Genomic DNA, 17,103 nt, shown 5'->3' with positions numbered 1-17,103 from the left:
ATTTCCGTTATCCGACCGGCAGGGCCCGCACTGTTCGGTGCCGTCGGTCTCCTTGCCGCGTTCGTCAGATCAGGACAGTTCGTCCGAGGGGTCCAGCAGCACCGGGTTCGAGATCTCCCCCAACGAGGACACCTCGCAGCGAACCGTCGAACCCGGCGAGAGGAACCGTGGTGGGGTGAATCCGAGCCCGACACCCTTCGGCGTTCCCGTCAGAATCACGTCACCGGGCTCCAGGGTCGTCGTCCGGCTGAGGTACGAGATCAACTCCGCCACCGAGTACAGCATGAGCGAAGTCGTGGAGTCCTGACGCGGCTCGTCGTCGACGAAGGAGCGGATCGTGAGCGACTGCGGGTCCGGCACCGCATCCGCGGTCGTGATCCACGGACCGATCGGCCCGAAGGTGTCCAGACTCTTGGACCGGGAGATCTGAGAGTCGGCCGCCTGGAGGTCTCGCGCGGACACGTCGTTCGCGACGGCGTACCCGAAGACGTGCGCCAGCGCGTCCGCCTCGCTCACCCGTCGGGCGCTCCTGCCGATGACGACCGCGAGTTCGGCTTCGTAATCCACCTGAGTGGTGATCGAAGGATCGACGCGGATGGCATCGGTGGGGCCGATCACGGAGCTGGAGTACTTCACGAAGATGATGGGAGCATCGGGTCTCACCATCCCGGTCTCCTCGACATGCGAACGGTAGTTCAGACCGACTGCGAGGATCTTCCGCGCACTTCGCGCCACCGCTCCCAGCGTCACCGACCGCTCGCGCGGCGCCGAAGCCAGCGCCGTCGCCGATACCTCCGCGGCGGCTCGGACCGCCTCCGGCAGATCCCGCGGCTCCGCGCCGAGTGACCGGAGCAGGCACCACCCAGCCTCTCCGTCCTCGCGCACAGCGAACTGCTCGCCGTCATCGACACGCACCAGCGCCAGATGCATCATTTACTCCTTCCATCATCGAGACCCAGAAGGTCCGTTGTCCGGCGACCCTGCCGGATCGCCTCGGCCCACTGCCGCTCCTGTTCGACGACGCGCTTAACGCATTCGAACACCTGGGACTCCTGCGCTGCGGGCACGACCGTGACACCGTCCCGGTCACCGACCACGCGATCCCCCTGCGCAACCGTCACTCCGCCGCAGCTGATGGGAACGCGGGCGTTGCCACCCCCGCTCTTCACCGGCCCCGACGGCGTGACGGCCCGCGCGAACAGTGGGAAGCCCCGCTCCTGAATCCGTGCGATGTCGCGCACCGCCCCATCGATCACCACTCCGGCGATTCCCTGCGCGATCGCCGCCTCAGTGAGCAGCTCACCCCACACGGCGCGCGACTCCACCCCTCCCGCGTCGATGATCAGAACGGACCCCGCCCCGACGTGCTCCAGCTCACGGTGCAGCGACAGGCTGTCCCCCGGCTGTATCCGGATGGTGTGCGCAGGACCGGTCACGGAGAAGCCCGTCAGATTCCGGATCTCCGCGCGCATCGCCCCGAAGCGCGCCTGACAGTCCGACGCAGCGGACGACGGCACCTGATCCCACCGTTCAATCACCGGCGGTCCTCGTCCCCTGCCCCGGTGCAGACAGCACGAACCCGGGCTGCGGTCCGGAACGCGCCACCACGGAGACCTCCAGCTGCCGGGCGCACCCGGGACAGCAGTAGGTCTGCAGCCTGACGGCATCCGCTCCGTAGTCCTGCCCCCGATTCGGTCCGGCGGCCGCCACACTCACCGTCTCGACCAGGCATCCGGCGCGGAAGTCCTCCCGCGCCGCGGAGAGACGATGTCCGCACGCCATGCACGTGGCAGTGTCCTCGTCGAAGTCGAACCTGACGATGTCTCCGTATGATGTCGTGCCTGTCACCGTCCCCTCCGCCGCTGTCGGGAGCGGCAGATCGGAAGGCCGTTCCGCCGGCACACCATCGGCCAGACGACGGCGACGGATGTCGTCGCGTCGTCGGGCCGTCGCGTCCTCATCGACGTGCCCGCTCTCGTCGACGACGACGCCGTAGACGTCATGCGCGACGGCTCGCGAGACGGCTCGTCGTCGCACATCGTCCTCGACTGCAGACGTCGCCCGTTCGATCGGGTCGCCGAATCCACCGCCACCTTGCCAGTTGTGATATTCGACGGTGTCATCCTCGAAGGGAGCGAGAGACCGGTTGATCATGGTCATCTCGCGGTCACCGAGTATCTCCGCTTCCGTCCCCGGCAGCCCCTGAGCGGCTTCCAGCGCCGCCGGCAGGCCCGCGTTCCTGTAACGGACGAAGCGGACAGCCGCACCGGGAAGACCGCCTCCGAGCCCGAATCCGTTGGGCGTGTCGGCCCCCACCCCGGCGAACGTCGTCTGCACCGGACCGGAGTGATCGTAGGGCACGAGCGCGACACCACCGGACATACCACCGCGGAACTTCCCCGGACCGCCCGAGTCCGTGAGCTGCTCGCGGAACATGTACATCAGCGGGTAGTCGGCCTCCGTCTGCTCGATCGAGGGGATGTTCGCCGTGGTGTTGATGATGATCCCGCCGGTGTCGACGCCGTCTGCGTATGTCCGCGCACCGCCGCCGGCCGCGAAGTGACTGCCCTCGGGAGCTACGGTCATTTGCCCGTCCGCATTCTGCCCGAGGATGGAGACGCCGAGTGAGGTGCCGCACCAGGTGGCCATCGCCTCCTCATGATGCGCCGGGCTGGACAGGAGCATCTTGGACAGCGCGCTGAACACCAGGTTGAGGTTCACGACGATGGCGGAGATCGTCGCCATCGATACGGGCATGGGGTACTCGGCCGTGACGATCGTCCGACGCGGCGCATTGATCGTCACGCAGCGCGCCATCCCGTCATTCCAGGTCAGGTCGTAGCCGAGCATGATGCACACGGCACTGAGCGTGGAGGCTCTCAACCCCCCATACGCGGAGTTGGCGAATCCGGCGACCTGCGGATCGCTGCCGTCGAAGTCGATCGTCAGCTGTTCACCGCTCTTGGTCACCGTGCACACGATCCTGCGGAGGTTGCGCTGATGTCCGTCATGATCGAGGTACTGCACCTCTCTCCACACGCCGTCCGGCAGAGTCCGCAGCCGTTGCCGGAAGCGTCGTTCCACGTGATCCAGCCCCTCGCGCATAACGGCGTCGACGGTGTCTGCGCCGTAGGCGTCGTAGAGTTCGGCAAGACGAAGCAGACCCGCCTGATTCGAGGTGACCTGACCCCGCAGGTCCAGCTCCACCAACGGCTCCCGCACCTGGCTCATGATCAGGTCGGCGATGTCGTCGCGGAGGACGCCGTCCTCGACGAGAAGTGTCGGCGGAAGCCGGAGGCCCTCGTCGAACACGCTCGTGGCGTTCATGTTGAATCCGCCGGGTTCGCTGCCTCCGATGTCGAGCCAGTGCCCGGACGACCCCACCCAGGCATGCAGCCGGTCGCCATGGTGGAACGGTGCGACGGTCGCGACATCGGGCTGATGGGTGGCCCCGAGATACGGATCGTTGCAGATGAACATGTCGCCCTTGCGAATGCCTCGCCGATGAGATCTCTTCTGCAACGTGGCCTGTACGATCAATGCGAGCACATGCGCCTGGGTGGTGATGTAGGGTCCCATCGCCACGAGCTGCCCATCAGGAAGGCAGATGCCCGTGCTCGCGTCATATGCCCCCACCAGCACGGGGGACCCCGACGTGCGCATGTACTTGATGCCCATCTCCTCGGTGGTGTCGAGTAGACGGTGCCAGACGACCTCGAAGGTCACCGGATCCACGATCATTTCCTATCCCTCCTCGGTCAGGAACTCGATGACGCAGTTCCCGAATCGGTCGATCACGCATTCCGCTCCCGGGGGAACGGCGATGGTCGTGCCGGGCTGCTCGATCACTGCGCAGCCCGGGATCCTGTTCCCCCTGCGAAGTTTGACTCCGTCGTAGATGGGAGTCGGATGCCAGGCCATCAGCTCCGGCCAGAACACGTCCCGTGTGCCCTCCAGCGCGGCCTCGGCGGACGGTCCGTCATCGGGCATCTCCTGCATTGCGGGTTCCGCGATCTCTCCCACGACATCGACCCCGATCCGCAGCAGCACCGGCGTCGCCCCATCGAGCACCGCGGCCGCACCGTACAGGGAGACGTAGCGCTCGGCGAACGCCTCCGTCAGGTCCCTGCCGACGCGCGCGGATGCCGCGGGAATCTCCACCCTGACCGCGTGGAGCTGCTGCGCGTACCGCATCTCCGCCCATCTGGTCACCCGAACCGCTTCCACACGGATCCGCTGGTCGAGGACGAAAGCCGTGGCCTCGTCCTCGAGACTCCCGTACCGTCGGCGTAGCTCGGAATCGTCCTCGAGCAGGTTTCCGCTCACCGACCTCTGGACGGAGTGACGCAGGTGGCTGGAAGCCGCTCCGTAGGCCGAGTATCCCGTCGCCGCACGAGGCACCAGCACACCCCGGACCCCGATCCCGCGGGAGTATCCCGATGCATGCAGGGGCCCCGCACCGCCGTAGGACACCATCATGAAGTCGCGCGGGTCGTGTCCGCGTTCGATCGTCGCCTTCCGGACGAGATCCCCCATCTGAGAGTCGATGATCTTCCGGATTCCGGCTGCCGCGAGCACGACATCGCCACCGAACAGCGGTTCGGCGATGTGCTCCCTGATCGCCTCCTCCGCAAGCTCCCGACGCAGTTCCAGCCGTCCACCGAGGAAGCGCTGGGGGTTCAGGAAGCCGAGAACGGCATCCGCATCGGTCACGGTGGGCAGCGTGCCGCCCCAGCCGTAGCACGCGGGCCCGGGGTCTCCCCCCGCGCTGAGCGGGCCGATCCGCAGTCGGGTGTCGTCGACCCACGCGATGCTGCCACCACCGGCACCGATCGACACGATGTCGATCATCGGCATCGACAGACTGTATTGATTGATGATCGTCTCGTTGGCCACGGACCACTGGTCGTCGACGAGGAGCCCGACCTTGAACGTCGTCCCGCCGACGTCTGTTGCGATCACGTTATGGTGGCCGGTCGATTCCATGAGGGACCTCACCGCAACCATTCCCGCCGCCGGCCCGCTCTCGATCGTTCGGATCGGCACGGTCTGCTCGATGCTCGCGACGCCGCCGCTGGCCTGCTGCACGAGAACGGGGACGTCGAGATCGTGATCGCGTACACGCTGGCTGAGCCGTGCGAGATAGTCCTCCAGGGTCGGGGCCACGAAGGCGTTCACCACCGCTGTGGACGTCCGCTCGTACTCTCCGATGCTGTTCGAGAGGCGGTGTCCGAGGCTGACGTGGACGTCAGGGGCGAGTTCACGCGCGACGTCGGCGATGAGAAGCTCGTGCTGAGGGTTCTCATGGGCCCAGAGCAGTGACACGGCGATCGATTCGACACCCTGATCGAGAAGCCGACGCACCGCGTGCTCGGCCTCCTCCCGAGTGAGCTCGACGATCGCGCGCCCGCGGTAGTCGATGCGTTCGGATACCTCGACGATGAGGTCCCGCGGCACGATCTGCGTGGGCTTCTGCGTGGTCCGCAGGTGCCGCCTGTCGGACAGCCCGAGCCCGGCCACACGACCGCGAGCGCGCATGATGAGCAGCTCGTCGGCGAAACCTCTGGTCGTGATCAATCCGGTCTTCGCACCGACCCAGGTCAGCATGACGTTCGACGTCTGCGTCGTTCCGTGTGCGAACTTCTCGGTCTGCGCGAGCAGTTCCTCGATCGACAGGCCTGCATCGCCCGCTGTCAGAGTCAGCGCCTCGATGAGACCCTCGATGAGGTCCCACGGTGTGGATCGTGCTTTGGAGGCGAAGACCTCTCCCGACTCGACATCGACCGCACACACGTCGGTGAAGGTTCCGCCGATGTCAACCCCAACGATGTAGCTCACTGGTTTCCTCCTATGTGCAATCGATTGGTCACCAATCGATTGCACATACAATACAGTTGGTTCCCGGTCTCGGCAACCCTTGTGGTGGTGACCGTCCCGGCACCATAGACTGCGCTGGAGAGGAGCAGCCCCATGGCCGACCAGTCACGAAGCCGCGATCGGGTGACCATCTACGACATCGCGGCTCTCGCAGGCGTGCATCCCTCGACGGTCTCGCGGGCGCTGTCGACCACCCCCACGCGTCGGGTCACGGCGGAGACGGTCGCGAAGATCAAGAGCATCGCAGATGAGCTCGGCTATGAGGCCAACCCATGGGCGCAGAGTCTGCGAACGCAGCGGACCCAGACGATCGGCCTCGTCTTGCCGCATTTCGAGGACTTCACGATGGGAGAGGTGTTCGAGGCGGCGACGCGAACCGCATTCGACTCCGGCTACCAGTCGATCACGGTAAGCACCGGGGACGACCCCGGTCGCAGCAGTCAGGCGATCAGAGCGCTCGTGAGAAGGCGCGTCGACGGGCTCGTCATCGCCAGTGCGCACCTCGAGGACCCGGCCCTGGATGAGCTGAGGGATCAGGGCATCCCCTATATGCTCCTCAACCGCGTGCACCGGGACGACCCCTGCATCCGAGCCGACGATGAGCTCGGTGCGTACCTCGCCGCTTCGCACCTCATCGAACGCGGCCACCGGCGCGTCGCCCTGCTCTCCGGTGTGGCAGGGGCTTCGAGCGCGGAGCTGAGACGCGACGGGTTCACCCGCGCCTTCCGTGAAGCCACGATCAGTCTCGATCCACAGCTGATCCAGTGGTCGGGTCTGGGGATCGGGAGCGGAATCGAGCTCGGCCGACGACTGCTCCAGCTCGACGAGCCGCCGACGGCGATCTTCGCTGCGAATGACTTCGTCGCGCTCGGAGTGATGTCGGCGGCACGTGACCTCGGGAGGCGGGTCCCCGACGACCTCGCCCTGGTCGGATACAACGACACCGAAGCAGGGGCCGCGCTGCCCATACCCCTGTCCTCGGTGTCCGTCCCGCTGCGTCGCATGGGGGAAGAGGCCATCAGGGCCGTGATCGGTCAGATCGAGGGTGAGGCTCCGCGCTCCGACGTCTACGAACCCCGACTCGTCGTCCGGGCGTCCAGCGATTCCTGGCGGGCGTGACCCGCGAACCCTGCCACCGGGGGACCGGAATCCGGCCGCACGGAGCCGCCTTCGGCGGCCGAGGGCTTCGCACGCCCGAACCCCGCCCCCTCCGTGATGGTGTCCAGCAGCGGACTCAGCCGGAAATGGAGCGGAGTGGTCATCGACAGCGAAGTGCTGCTGTCCGAGACACCCGGCACGCTGTACACGCGCTCGAGAAGCTGCTGCAGCATGGCGTGGTTCGTGGTCGCGACCCGCAGCAGCAGATCCTTCTCCCCGGTCGTGACGTGCATCTCCAGCACTTCGGGCAATCGCGCCAGCTCCGCGGCGACCGTACGGAGTCGACCCTGCACGAGCTTGAGTGCGATGAAGGCCTGCACGTGCAGGCCGACGGACTCCAGATCCACCCACGGTCGGTACCCGCGGATCACCTGATGCTCCTCCAGCCACCTCATGCGGCTCTGGACGGTGTTCCTGGACACGCCCAATCTCCGCGCCAACTCCACGACGCCGACACGCGCATCCTGCGTGAGCAGCGCGATGATGCGGGCATCGAGGCCGTCGATCGCGCTCATCGATGCTCTCCCTGCCGCGTCCGGCCTCCTGCGGACATCACAACAGCCACGAGTACACCTGCGGCACGAAAGTGATGAAGACGGTCAGAACGCCCAATGCCACGAGGAACGGGATGATCGCGACGGAAAGCCGATGCAACGACAGCTTGGCGATCGACATGCCCACGAACAGGCTGGCCCCCACGGGTGGTGTCGCAAGCCCAAGGGTCAGCGAGAGCACGCACACGACGCCGAAATGTACAGGATCGACGCCGAAGCTGAGCGCCGCGGGGAACAGGATCGGCGTGACGATGATCAATGCCGGAACCGGATCGAGAGGCATGCCGACCACCAGCAGCAGTGCCAGCACGATGAGCAGGAACATCACTCTGCTGTCCGTGACCTCGAGCAGCGCACGAGCGATCAGCTGCGGCAGCTGCGAGTACGAGAGCGCCCAGTTCAGCACGAACGAGCAGATCACGATCAGCATGATCGAAGCAGTCATCGTCACCGATCGTACGAGCACCTGTGTGAGGGACTTCACCGACAGCGTGCGGATCACGAACAGGCCCACGACCAGGGCGTACAGGACGGCGACCGCAGCGGCCTCCGTGGGGGTGAACACCCCGATCAGGATGCCTCCGATGATCACGACCGGCATCATCAATGCGACCAGGGCGTCCCGCAGCGCGGGCAGCAGTTTCTCCTCACCGAGGATCTCTGCGACGGTGCGCCCTGGCTCCACGAACCCCGCTCGCTTGAGGACGACAGCATTCGCGATCATCACCGAGACCCCGATCAGCACCCCGGGGATGATCCCGGCCAGGAACAGATCACTGATCGACGTTCCGCTCTGGACGCCGTAGATGATGAAGGGGATGCTGGGTGGGAGCACCGCGCCCATCAGCGATGCCGCGGTGATCGTCGCGGTGCTGAACTCCCGCTTGTAACCCTGCTTCTCCATCTCGGGGATCATCGTGATGCCCACCGCGGCGATGTCCGCCGCCGCCGCACCGGTCACTCCCCCGAAGACCATCGACACGAGCACCGCCACCTGGGCCAGGCCTGCGTAGACGCGCCGCAGAAGGATCCGGGCGACGATCACCATCCGCCTGGTCAGCCCGGTCTCGTTCATCAGGAAGCCCGCGACGATGAACAGCGGGATGGCGAGCATCGTGGTCTCGTCCATGCCGCTGTACAGGCGCTGCGCGATGATCGTCATCGGCAATTCCGTGACGAACCAGATGTAGATGATGCCTGCGCCGGCCAGCACGAGCGCCAGCGGCACCCCGACCACCATCAACCCGGCGAAGCTCCCGATGAGGAGCGTGGGCATCATGCACCTCCTTCTGCGTCCGGTCCGATGGAATCGGACGCCATGCCGAGCACTCCCGGTGCGAGCAGACGCACGACGCTCTGCAGCGCCATCGTGCCGAACCCGACGGGTATCGCTGCATAGGCGATACCGATCGGGAGCTGCAGTGCCGGTGTGATCTGGCCGACCGTGAAGTTGTTGACGGTCGCCATCGTGCCGACGATCGTGATCACGACGCACAGCCCCAGAGTGATCATCTCGCCGATGCGCGACGCGTTGCGCGCACGAATACCCGGGATGAATCGCAGCACGGACGAGACCGAGACGTGCTCATTCCGGCGATGTGCGCACGCGATACCGAGGAACACCACCCAGATCCCGACGATGCGCGCCAGTTCGTCCGACCAGACCAGCGAGCTGTTGAGCACATAACGGAACATGACTCCGTTGATGATCACGACGAAGAGCGCGAACAGCAGTACAGCGCACAGCGCCACCTGCACGCGGTCGATGACACCCGTCGCACGCACCAGCCCGTCGACGAGGATCGTCCACACGCTCCGCCGATCGGCGGGCCGGTGCGTCACTCGGGTCTCCATGACTCTTACCGGAGTTCGTTGATCCTGTTGAGGACGTCCTGGGCGTCGAGCTCGTCGGCCCACTTCTGCCAGACCGGCTCCAGCGCGGCCATGAACGCCGCCTCGTCGATGTCCGCGAACGTCACGCCGGAGTCGCGAGTGGCGGTGACGGCCTTCTCCTGCGCGGCCACGAACTCCGCCCGCTCCGCCGCCGCGGCCTCCTCCATCGCCGACGAGATCACGTCGCGTTCAGAGTCATTGAGACCTTCCCAGAAGTCCGCGGACACGATGACCGGGCGGGGCTCCGCGAGGAACGGGATGTCCGGTGACGTCGAGTGGGTGAACAGCTCGTGCAGGCTCAACGACACGATGGATGTCCAATCCATGGTCGTCCCGTCGACGACACCCGTCTGGATCGACGTGAAGACCTCCGTGAGCGGGAGCGGAGTCGGGCTCGCACCCAATGCCTGCATCGCGTCGATCAGCGCCGGGTTCTCGATCACTCGCAGCTTCAGCCCCTGCAGATCTTCGGGAGTGGTCACCGCTCTGTCGACCGTCTGAATAGCGCTGTCACCGGTACTCAGCCAGTCGAGCACCTGGAAGCCGGTCTCCCCCAGCTTGTCCTCCACGGGGTCCAGCGCGTCACTGCCGATGATGTCGGCAAGATGCTCCTGTCCATTGATTAGGAACGGGAGTTCGAAGAGATTCACGATCGGAGACAGCGATGACAGCGCCCCGGCGCCGATGCCGACGTGGACGGAGCCCTCGAGGATCGACTCGTTGATATCGCGCTCACCCCCCAGCTGCGCCCCCGGATAGAGCTCGACGGTGATCGCGCCCTCGCTCTGCTCCTCGACGAGTTCCTTGAACTTCTCCGCAGCTGCGTGATACGGGTGGTTCTCCGGCGCGATGTGCGCGAAGATGATCGTCCGTTCGGCGAGTTCTCCGTCGTCTGCGGCCGGCGCAGGCGCCGCTCCTCGCGTGCATCCCGTCATCGTGACGAGAACGGCGGCGGCAGCCGCCACGATCAGCCATCTCTTCTTGGTCGCCATGGTCGGCCTCCCATTTCAATCCTTCAGTGGTTCCTCTGCTTGCAATGCCTCGGACGCCAGGACGCCCGATCTTCTCCCCCCGAAGTGCTGGACGGGTCAGTCGAGTGCGCCGACGGAGCGCAGGACCCGTGCGATGAGTGCCTTCTCCGCTTCGGTCACCGCAGGCTCAGGCCGTCGAACCGTGTTGCCCGGAATCCGCTGAAGCTGCACGAGCGCTTCCTTGATCCGCCCGAGTGCCGAGTATGTCGATGTCCCGAGCTCGGCCGTGAAGATGTTGATCAGCGGGACGAGTTTCTCGTTGGTGTGCGCCACCGCCTCCGTGAACCGACCAGTGCTGGTGAGCTCATAGAGTTCGAGCCACAGCGGCAGGCACACCTGCCCGAGACCGATCATCGTCCCGGCGGTGCCGTACTGGAGCATTCCCAGCAACGAGTACGTGTTGTTGTCCGCGAAGAGCCCGACTCGGCCCTGAACGGCCTCATAATCGGCGGCGTAGGTCTCCATCTGTCCCGCCTCCTTGATCGCGATCACCTGCGGGATCTCCGCCAGGCGGGCGATCGTCGAGACCGGCCATCTGAGGCCCGACCCATCCGAGTACTGGAACACGGACATCGGCATGTCGAGCGCATCGGCGAGATCGGTGAAGAACTGGACTCCGATGCTCTCCTCCGCGAAATAGCCCCGCCTCAACTGGTTATAGAACGGCGAGTTGATCTGAAGCACGTCGGCACCGGCATCCCGCAGACGCTCACCGACGGCGATCGTGTGCCGGGTGGAGGTCGGAAACAGTCCCGCGATGATGGGGAGTCTGCCCGCATTCCCCTCAGCCACCGCACGCACCACCGCGACGTGCTCTTCTTCAGAGAGGCTCTGCAGCTCACCCGAGTACCCGCACGCGAGCAGTCCGGTCACACCGTCCTCAGAGGCGAGTCGGTCGGCGTACGCCTCGATCGCGCCGATGTCGAGAGACTCGTCCTCCTGGAACGGCGTCACCATCGCGACGACAACCCCACCGAGTCGCAGTTCTGTCATGTCCACTCGCCCACCCCTCATTGGATGCACTAGCTCTGAATACAATCGATTGTCCGCTTACCGTAATCGGCCGTAATCGGCTTGTCAAGCAATGCGCCAAGCCGGTCATCGGCCCCGGCCAGCGGTCGCACGACCCGCCTGCATGCCGCTCTGGAGGCGCCGGCTTTCTCCGCCCCGGTTCGTGGGTCCGATGTCCGTCCACCCACGGCGATCTGCGGAGGATCCGTGCGAGGGGTTCCGTGCCCTGCTGATCGGAACGCTCAGTCGAGCGAGATTGCGGAGCGCTCTGCCGGACATCCGGAGCAGTTCGATGACGGACAGTTGAACATCCTGTCAGCCACGGTCATAATCCCCCATGACACCCCGCCCATCTCACCTGCGGCGGGAGCACGGCCTCATGCTCTGGACGGGAGGAGTTCTCGATGACGCGGACATCACCGTGGTGGACAGATGGTGACGAGACGATAGCACTCGTGAGCGAAGACGGCGAGCGCATCCCGCATCCCGAGCTCGACACGATGATCACCGACCTCACCATCGACGATCTGCGCGGCCTCTACAGGGACATGGCCGTCGTACGACGCATCGACACCGAGGCGACGGCACTGCAGCGCCAGGGGGAACTCGGACTGTGGGCGCCGCTGCTGGGACAGGAAGCGGCTCAGGTCGGCTCTGCCCGGGCGTTGCGGACTGACGACTTCGTCTTCTCCAGCTACCGAGAGCACGCCGTCGCCCATCTTCGCGGCGCGAAGCCGGTCGAGCTGCTCAGAATGTGCCGCGGCACCGCTCATTCCGGTTGGGACCCCCTCGAGATCCGCATGGCTCCGATGCAGATCATCATCGGAGCGCAGACCCTGCACGCCGTCGGTTACGGCATGGGAATCCGCAACCAGGAGTCGGATGACGTCGCTGTGACGTACTTCGGCGACGGCGCGACGAGTCAGGGCAGTGTGAGCGAGGCGATGGTGTTCGCCGCCAGCTTCAATCTCCCCGTGCTGTTCTTCTGCCAGAACAACCAGTACGCGATCTCCGAGCCCGTCGGCCTGCAGTCACGAGCACCGCTGGCGCAGAGAGCACTGGGCTTCGGAATCCCCGCCATCCGTATCGACGGCAACGACGTGCTCGCGGCACTCGCCGCCACACGCTTCGCGCTGGCGCACATCCGTGAGCATGGCGCCCCGGTGTTCATCGAGGCCATCACCTATCGGATGGGCCCGCACACCACCTCGGACGACCCTTCCAGGTACCGGCCGGAGCAGGAGCTGGAGGACTGGCGCACACGAGACCCTCTGCTGCGGCTCGAGAGGCTGCTGGCCGCCGCAGACGAGTCCACCGGGCTGCGGGATCTCGCCGACTCGGAGTCGGACGAGATCGCACGGGTGCTGAGAGAAGAGTGTCTCGCGCTGTCAGACCCCGACCCCGAGGAGATCTTCGCGCATGTGTACTCCACCGAGCACCGCGTGATCGACCGTCAGAGATCTTTCCTCTCCGCCTACCTCGGAATGTTCGAGGAGGAGGGATCATGACCGTCGCCACGATGAGGTCCGCGCTGAACGCGGGCCTGCGACGCGCGCTCTCCGAGGACGGCGACGTCGTGCTGATCGGCGAGGACATCGGCCGGCTCGGCGGTGTCTTCCGCGTCACCGACGGACTCCAGGACGAGTTCGGCCCCCGACGAGTCGTCGATGCCCCACTCGCAGAGGGCGCGATCGTCGGCACGGCGATCGGACTCGCCTATCGAGGTTTCCGCCCCGTCGTGGAGATACAGTTCGACGGGTTCATCTACCCCGCCATGGACCAGATCGTCACGCAGCTCGCCAAGCTCCACTATCGGACGCGCGGTCAGGTGCGGTTCCCCGTCACGATCCGCATGCCGTTCGGTGGCGGAGTGGGAGCGGTCGAGCATCATTCGGAGTCGCCGGAGGCGTACTTCGCCCACACCCCAGGACTCCGAGTCGTCACGTGCGCGACACCGCAGGACGCCTACGACATGCTGAGGCAGTCGATCTCCGACGACGACCCCGTCATCTTCCTGGAACCGAAACGGCGCTACCACACCAGGGGGGAGCTCGACGAGTCCGTCTCCGGTCGGGTGCTTCACCCCTTGCACGAGGGCAGAGTTCTCCGAGCCGGGTCGGACGTCACTCTCGTCGTGTACGGAGCACTCGTCCAGACCGCGCTGGACGCCGCCGAGGCAGCCGCCGCGGAAGGCGTCTCACTCGAGGTCATCGACCTGCGATCGCTCTCACCCGTGGATGACCGACTGATCGAGGACTCGGTCGTGCGCACCGGACGCCTCGTCGTGGCGCATGAAGCTCCGCTCCAGGGCGGTGTGGGCGCGAGCATCGTCGCCGCCGTCACCGACCGCTGCTTCGAGTTCCTGGAAGCGCCACCCACCATAATCGCCGGATTCGACACGCCGTATCCGCCTGCGAAGCTCGAACGGCATTACGTCCCGGACCTCGACCGCATCCTCGACGGCGTCGACCGCGTGCTCGGGCGCCCCCATGCAGGCGTGGAGAAGCCATGAGCACCCGTGACTTCCACCTTCCGGACCTCGGCGAGGGACTCACCGACGCTGAGGTTCTCGCCTGGCACGTGGACGTGGGCGATCACGTGGCGCTCAATCAGATCATCGCCGACGTCGAGACGGCCAAGGCCGTGGTCGAGTTGCCCTCTCCGTTCGACGGCACCGTCAGCGCCCTGCACGCCCCGGTCGGGTCAACGGTGGAAGTGGGCGCACCCCTGCTGTCGGTACAGACGACGTCGACCGATGTCTCCCAACCTCGGCCCGAGACCACACTCTCATCCGATCCGGGCCTTCTCGTCGGCTATGGCGCGGCCCGGGAGCAGCCGGTGCGCCGGCGACGACGATCCGCCAGCGCAGAGCGGTCGTCGGATGCGAGTGGTCCGCTGTCACCCACGTCGGCATCGCCTCGGAGGCCGCGCTCCACTCCCCCCGTGCGCAAACTCGCCGCGGATGCCGGGGTGGACATCGCCGCCATCGTCGGCACCGGCCCCCACGGCCGTGTCGAGCGCGTCGATGTGATGACGGCGATCGCGGGGGCGCGCGATGTGAGCCCGGCGCCGTCGCACGTCTCGTCCGCGCCACAGGATCCCCTCCCCGTCAGAACCCGGATTCCGATCACCGGCGTGCGCCGAGCAACAGCGCGCGCGATGGTCGAGAGCGCATTCACCGCCCCGCATGTGACCGAGTTCCTCACCGTCGACGTGACCGAGTCCGAGGCGCTGCTGTCCAGACTCCGTTCCGAGGGCGCACGAGTGAACATGCTGGCGATGGTCTCGCAGGCACTGCTCCTGGTCATCGACGCCCACCCGATGATGAACTCGCGCTGGGACGAGGAATCCGGTCACATCGTCCAATTCGCGGCCGTCAACCTGGGCATCGCCACGGCGACGGATCGCGGCCTCATCGTGCCGAACATCAAGAATGCGCAGGAACTCGGCCTGCTCCCCCTGGCAGAGCGGATCCGGGAACTGGTCGGCGTCGCACGCGAGGGCAGAGCGAGTACGGACGATCTGCGGGCGGGTACCATCACCATCACGAATATCGGAAGCCTCGGCATCGACGCGGGAACCCCGATCATCAACCCCGGAGAAGCGGCGATCCTCGGAGTGGGCGCGGTCCGTCGCCTGCCATGGAATCACAGGGATGAGATCGCCCTGCGCGATGTGCTCACGCTGAGTCTCTCGTTCGATCATCGACTCATCGACGGCGCGGATGCCGCCCGGTTCCTCACGGATATCGGTGCCCTGCTCACCGATCCGGCACGATCCGTGCTCCAGGCCGCCCGAGCAGGCGGATCGCAACCACCGGCCCCGCGCACCCCGTAGAGGCGTACCCTGGGGCCCATGGCCGACACGGTTCCCCTGCTCGACAGCGTCATCGACGAGTTCCTGCGCTCCTACCCTCGGGGTTCGCGGATGATCGCCGTCTCCAGTCCGGATCGCGACCGCTCCACCGCGTTCGCCGCGCGGCTGGCCGACGCGTTGACGGCCAGGGGGATCGCCGCGCGGGCGCGGACGCCGGATGCCGTGGATGCCGACGTGCTGCGAGCCGAGCTCATCACCCCCTTCCGCAGCACGCGTGAGGACGCCGTGCTCGTGGTCGCCGGTGATGCCGACCTGCTGGACTCCGCCCGTCGCGGCATGTGGCACTTCAGCGTGTGGCTGATGGTCGGCGACGAGGCGCCGCACACCGCCGCCACCGCCCTGGTCGAGGTGACCGACCCGGAGCATCCGTCCCGCCGGTTCGCCGACTACTGCGCCGTGCCGTCCGCCTTCCGCAGCTGACGGGCTCCGGCGGCGGGCACAGGGTACCGGTCGCCGCGTGAGGACGCACGCGTCCGGGTACCATTCAAGACGTGACTGAACGCGCACCCCTCTCCCGCAAGCTCTCCGCCATCGCCGAGTCCGCCACCTTGAAGGTGGATGCCAAGGCGAAGGCGCTCAAGGCCGACGGCAGGCCCGTCATCTCCTATGCGGCCGGTGAACCCGACTTCCCCACTCCGCAGTTCATCGTGGACGCCGCGGCCGAAGCCCTCACCGACCCCGCGAATTATCGCTACACCCCCGCCACCGGCCTTCCCGCACTGCGCGAGGCCATCGCCGCGAAGACGCTGCGCGATTCGGGTCTTGCGGTCTCCCCCGGCCAGATCATCGTCACCAACGGCGGCAAGCAGTCGGTCTACCAGGCGTTCCAGGCCGTCATCAACCCGGGCGACGAGGTGCTGCTGCCCACCCCCTACTGGACCACCTATCCGGAGGCGATCCGCCTGGCGGACGGCACCCCGGTCGAGGTGTTCGCCGGTGCCGACCAGGATTACAAGGTCACCGTGGAGCAGTTGGAGGCCGCCCGTACCGACCGCACGACCGTGCTGGTGTTCGTCTCGCCCTCGAACCCCACCGGTTCGGTGTACACCGCCGAGGAGACGCGGGCCATCGCGGAGTGGGCGCTGGAACACGGCATCTGGATCGTCTCGGACGAGATCTACCAGAACCTCACGTACGACGGTGTGCAGGCCACCTCGATCGTGCAGGCACTGCCGGAGATCGCGAACCAGACCATCCTCGTCAACGGCGTCGCCAAGACGTACGCGATGACCGGCTGGCGGGTGGGCTGGATGGTGGGACCCGCGGATGCCATCAAGATCGCCGGCAACCTGCAGTCGCACTTGAGCAGCAACGTCAACAACGTCGCGCAGCGCGGTGCGATCGCCGCCCTCAACGGCCCGCAGGACGAGGCCGAGGCGATGCGCGAGGCCTTCGACCGCCGTCGCCGCCTGATCGTCTCCGAACTCTCGAAGATCGAGGGCCTCGTGGTCCCGAATTCGACCGGCGCGTTCTACGTGTACCCCGACGTGCAGGGCCTGCTGGGCCGCAGCTGGGGCGGTGTGACACCCACCACCTCGCTGGAGCTGGCGGACCTGATCCTGGACCAGGCGGAGGTCGCGGTCGTCCCCGGTGAGGCCTTCGGCCCGTCCGGTTACATCCGCATGGCGTACGCCCTGGGCGATGACCAGCTGCTGGAGGGCGTGCAGCGACTGCAGAGGCTGTTCGCGTCCTGAGCCCCCGAG

The 17,103-nt window shown here is 66.4% G+C and carries 15 protein-coding genes; 6 read left to right on the top strand and 9 right to left on the bottom strand.

The annotated features are described in order from the left end of the window. Positions 1 to 69: 69 nt before the first annotated feature. From ABD770_RS09345 to ABD770_RS09330, 4 genes are read right to left on the bottom strand one after another with little or no spacing between them, the layout of a single operon-like run. Positions 70 to 930 carry a fumarylacetoacetate hydrolase family protein gene (locus ABD770_RS09345; RefSeq protein WP_344819282.1) on the bottom strand — a complete coding sequence of 287 codons (861 nt, stop codon included), beginning with the start codon at positions 928 to 930 and terminating at the stop codon, positions 70 to 72. Then, positions 930 to 1,538 (bottom strand): RraA family protein, encoded by a 609-nt coding sequence (locus ABD770_RS09340; protein ID WP_344819281.1) that lies wholly within the window; start codon positions 1,536 to 1,538, stop codon positions 930 to 932. The genes ABD770_RS09345 and ABD770_RS09340 overlap by 1 nt, the downstream gene beginning before the upstream one ends. Further along, positions 1,531 to 3,741 carry a hydantoinase B/oxoprolinase family protein gene (locus tag ABD770_RS09335; RefSeq protein WP_344819280.1) on the bottom strand — a complete coding sequence of 737 codons (2,211 nt, stop codon included), beginning with the start codon at positions 3,739 to 3,741 and terminating at the stop codon, positions 1,531 to 1,533. The genes ABD770_RS09340 and ABD770_RS09335 overlap by 8 nt, the downstream gene beginning before the upstream one ends. Positions 3,742 to 3,744: 3 nt before the next feature. Further along, complete coding sequence (locus ABD770_RS09330; protein WP_344819279.1) at positions 3,745 to 5,838, bottom strand: hydantoinase/oxoprolinase family protein; 2,094 nt, start codon at positions 5,836 to 5,838, stop codon at positions 3,745 to 3,747. A gap of 132 nt (positions 5,839 to 5,970) precedes the next feature. Here ABD770_RS09330 and ABD770_RS09325 point away from each other — a divergent pair, with 132 nt between their 5' ends. Then, a complete protein-coding gene (locus tag ABD770_RS09325) occupies positions 5,971 to 6,996 on the top strand; it encodes a LacI family DNA-binding transcriptional regulator (RefSeq protein ID WP_344819278.1) in 1,026 nt (341 codons plus the stop codon). On the opposite strand, the gene ABD770_RS09320 is transcribed toward ABD770_RS09325, so the two are convergent. From ABD770_RS09320 to ABD770_RS09300, 5 genes are all read right to left on the bottom strand, one after another. Then, a complete protein-coding gene (locus ABD770_RS09320; protein ID WP_344819277.1) occupies positions 6,945 to 7,550 on the bottom strand; it encodes an Lrp/AsnC family transcriptional regulator in 606 nt (201 codons plus the stop codon). The genes ABD770_RS09325 and ABD770_RS09320 overlap by 52 nt on opposite strands. A 37-nt stretch (positions 7,551 to 7,587) precedes the next feature. After that, positions 7,588 to 8,868: a TRAP transporter large permease gene (locus tag ABD770_RS09315; protein WP_344819276.1), complete on the bottom strand. Its 1,281-nt coding sequence runs from the start codon at positions 8,866 to 8,868 to the stop codon at positions 7,588 to 7,590. Continuing rightward, positions 8,865 to 9,443, bottom strand: a complete 579-nt coding sequence (locus ABD770_RS09310; protein WP_344819275.1) for a TRAP transporter small permease — start codon at positions 9,441 to 9,443, stop codon at positions 8,865 to 8,867. Before ABD770_RS09310 ends, ABD770_RS09315 begins: the two co-directional genes overlap by 4 nt. Before the next feature lie 5 nt (positions 9,444 to 9,448). Then, the gene (locus ABD770_RS09305; protein ID WP_344819273.1) at positions 9,449 to 10,474 is read right to left on the bottom strand and encodes a TRAP transporter substrate-binding protein; all 1,026 of its coding nucleotides are present in this window, start codon (positions 10,472 to 10,474) and stop codon (positions 9,449 to 9,451) included. A gap of 96 nt (positions 10,475 to 10,570) precedes the next feature. Beyond that, positions 10,571 to 11,506, bottom strand: a complete 936-nt coding sequence (locus ABD770_RS09300; RefSeq protein WP_344819272.1) for a dihydrodipicolinate synthase family protein — start codon at positions 11,504 to 11,506, stop codon at positions 10,571 to 10,573. 422 nt (positions 11,507 to 11,928) lie between these two features. Here ABD770_RS09300 and ABD770_RS09295 point away from each other — a divergent pair, with 422 nt between their 5' ends. The 5 genes from ABD770_RS09295 (at position 11,929) to ABD770_RS09275 (ending at position 17,094) form a co-directional block, all read left to right on the top strand. Then, entirely contained in the window at positions 11,929 to 13,032 is a 1,104-nt protein-coding gene (locus ABD770_RS09295) for a thiamine pyrophosphate-dependent dehydrogenase E1 component subunit alpha (protein WP_344819271.1), read from the top strand. Then, positions 13,029 to 14,036: an alpha-ketoacid dehydrogenase subunit beta gene (locus ABD770_RS09290; protein ID WP_344819270.1), complete on the top strand. Its 1,008-nt coding sequence runs from the start codon at positions 13,029 to 13,031 to the stop codon at positions 14,034 to 14,036. The genes ABD770_RS09295 and ABD770_RS09290 overlap by 4 nt, the downstream gene beginning before the upstream one ends. Then, positions 14,033 to 15,361, top strand: coding sequence for a dihydrolipoamide acetyltransferase family protein (locus tag ABD770_RS09285; RefSeq protein WP_344819269.1), 1,329 nt, complete (start codon positions 14,033 to 14,035; stop codon positions 15,359 to 15,361). The genes ABD770_RS09290 and ABD770_RS09285 overlap by 4 nt, the downstream gene beginning before the upstream one ends. Before the next feature lie 18 nt (positions 15,362 to 15,379). Continuing rightward, positions 15,380 to 15,820, top strand: a complete 441-nt coding sequence (locus ABD770_RS09280) for a hypothetical protein (RefSeq protein ID WP_344819268.1) — start codon at positions 15,380 to 15,382, stop codon at positions 15,818 to 15,820. 71 nt (positions 15,821 to 15,891) lie between these two features. Continuing rightward, entirely contained in the window at positions 15,892 to 17,094 is a 1,203-nt protein-coding gene (locus ABD770_RS09275; protein WP_344819267.1) for a pyridoxal phosphate-dependent aminotransferase, read from the top strand. Positions 17,095 to 17,103: the final 9 nt, after the last annotated feature.

This window comes from Microbacterium soli (genome assembly GCF_039539005.1).
Classification (GTDB): Bacteria; Actinomycetota; Actinomycetes; order Actinomycetales; family Microbacteriaceae; genus Microbacterium; species Microbacterium soli.
This window is presented reverse-complemented; position numbering and strand designations above follow the sequence as displayed.

Bases quoted from the DNA above. Each gene is read 5' to 3' on its own strand.
- ABD770_RS09345 (WP_344819282.1), bottom strand. From the start codon at position 930: ATGCATCTGGCGCTGGTGCGTGTCGATGACGGCGAGCAGTTCGCTGTG.
- ABD770_RS09335 (WP_344819280.1), bottom strand. From the start codon at position 3,741: ATGATCGTGGATCCGGTGACCTTCGAGGTCGTCTGGCACCGTCTACTC.
- ABD770_RS09325 (WP_344819278.1), top strand. From the start codon at position 5,971: ATGGCCGACCAGTCACGAAGCCGCGATCGGGTGACCATCTACGACATC.
- ABD770_RS09320 (WP_344819277.1), bottom strand. From the start codon at position 7,550: ATGAGCGCGATCGACGGCCTCGATGCCCGCATCATCGCGCTGCTCACG.
- ABD770_RS09315 (WP_344819276.1), bottom strand. From the start codon at position 8,868: ATGATGCCCACGCTCCTCATCGGGAGCTTCGCCGGGTTGATGGTGGTC.
- ABD770_RS09310 (WP_344819275.1), bottom strand. From the start codon at position 9,443: ATGGAGACCCGAGTGACGCACCGGCCCGCCGATCGGCGGAGCGTGTGG.
- ABD770_RS09305 (WP_344819273.1), bottom strand. From the start codon at position 10,474: ATGGCGACCAAGAAGAGATGGCTGATCGTGGCGGCTGCCGCCGCCGTT.
- ABD770_RS09300 (WP_344819272.1), bottom strand. From the start codon at position 11,506: ATGACAGAACTGCGACTCGGTGGGGTTGTCGTCGCGATGGTGACGCCG.
- ABD770_RS09295 (WP_344819271.1), top strand. From the start codon at position 11,929: ATGACGCGGACATCACCGTGGTGGACAGATGGTGACGAGACGATAGCA.
- ABD770_RS09290 (WP_344819270.1), top strand. From the start codon at position 13,029: ATGACCGTCGCCACGATGAGGTCCGCGCTGAACGCGGGCCTGCGACGC.
- ABD770_RS09285 (WP_344819269.1), top strand. From the start codon at position 14,033: ATGAGCACCCGTGACTTCCACCTTCCGGACCTCGGCGAGGGACTCACC.
- ABD770_RS09280 (WP_344819268.1), top strand. From the start codon at position 15,380: ATGGCCGACACGGTTCCCCTGCTCGACAGCGTCATCGACGAGTTCCTG.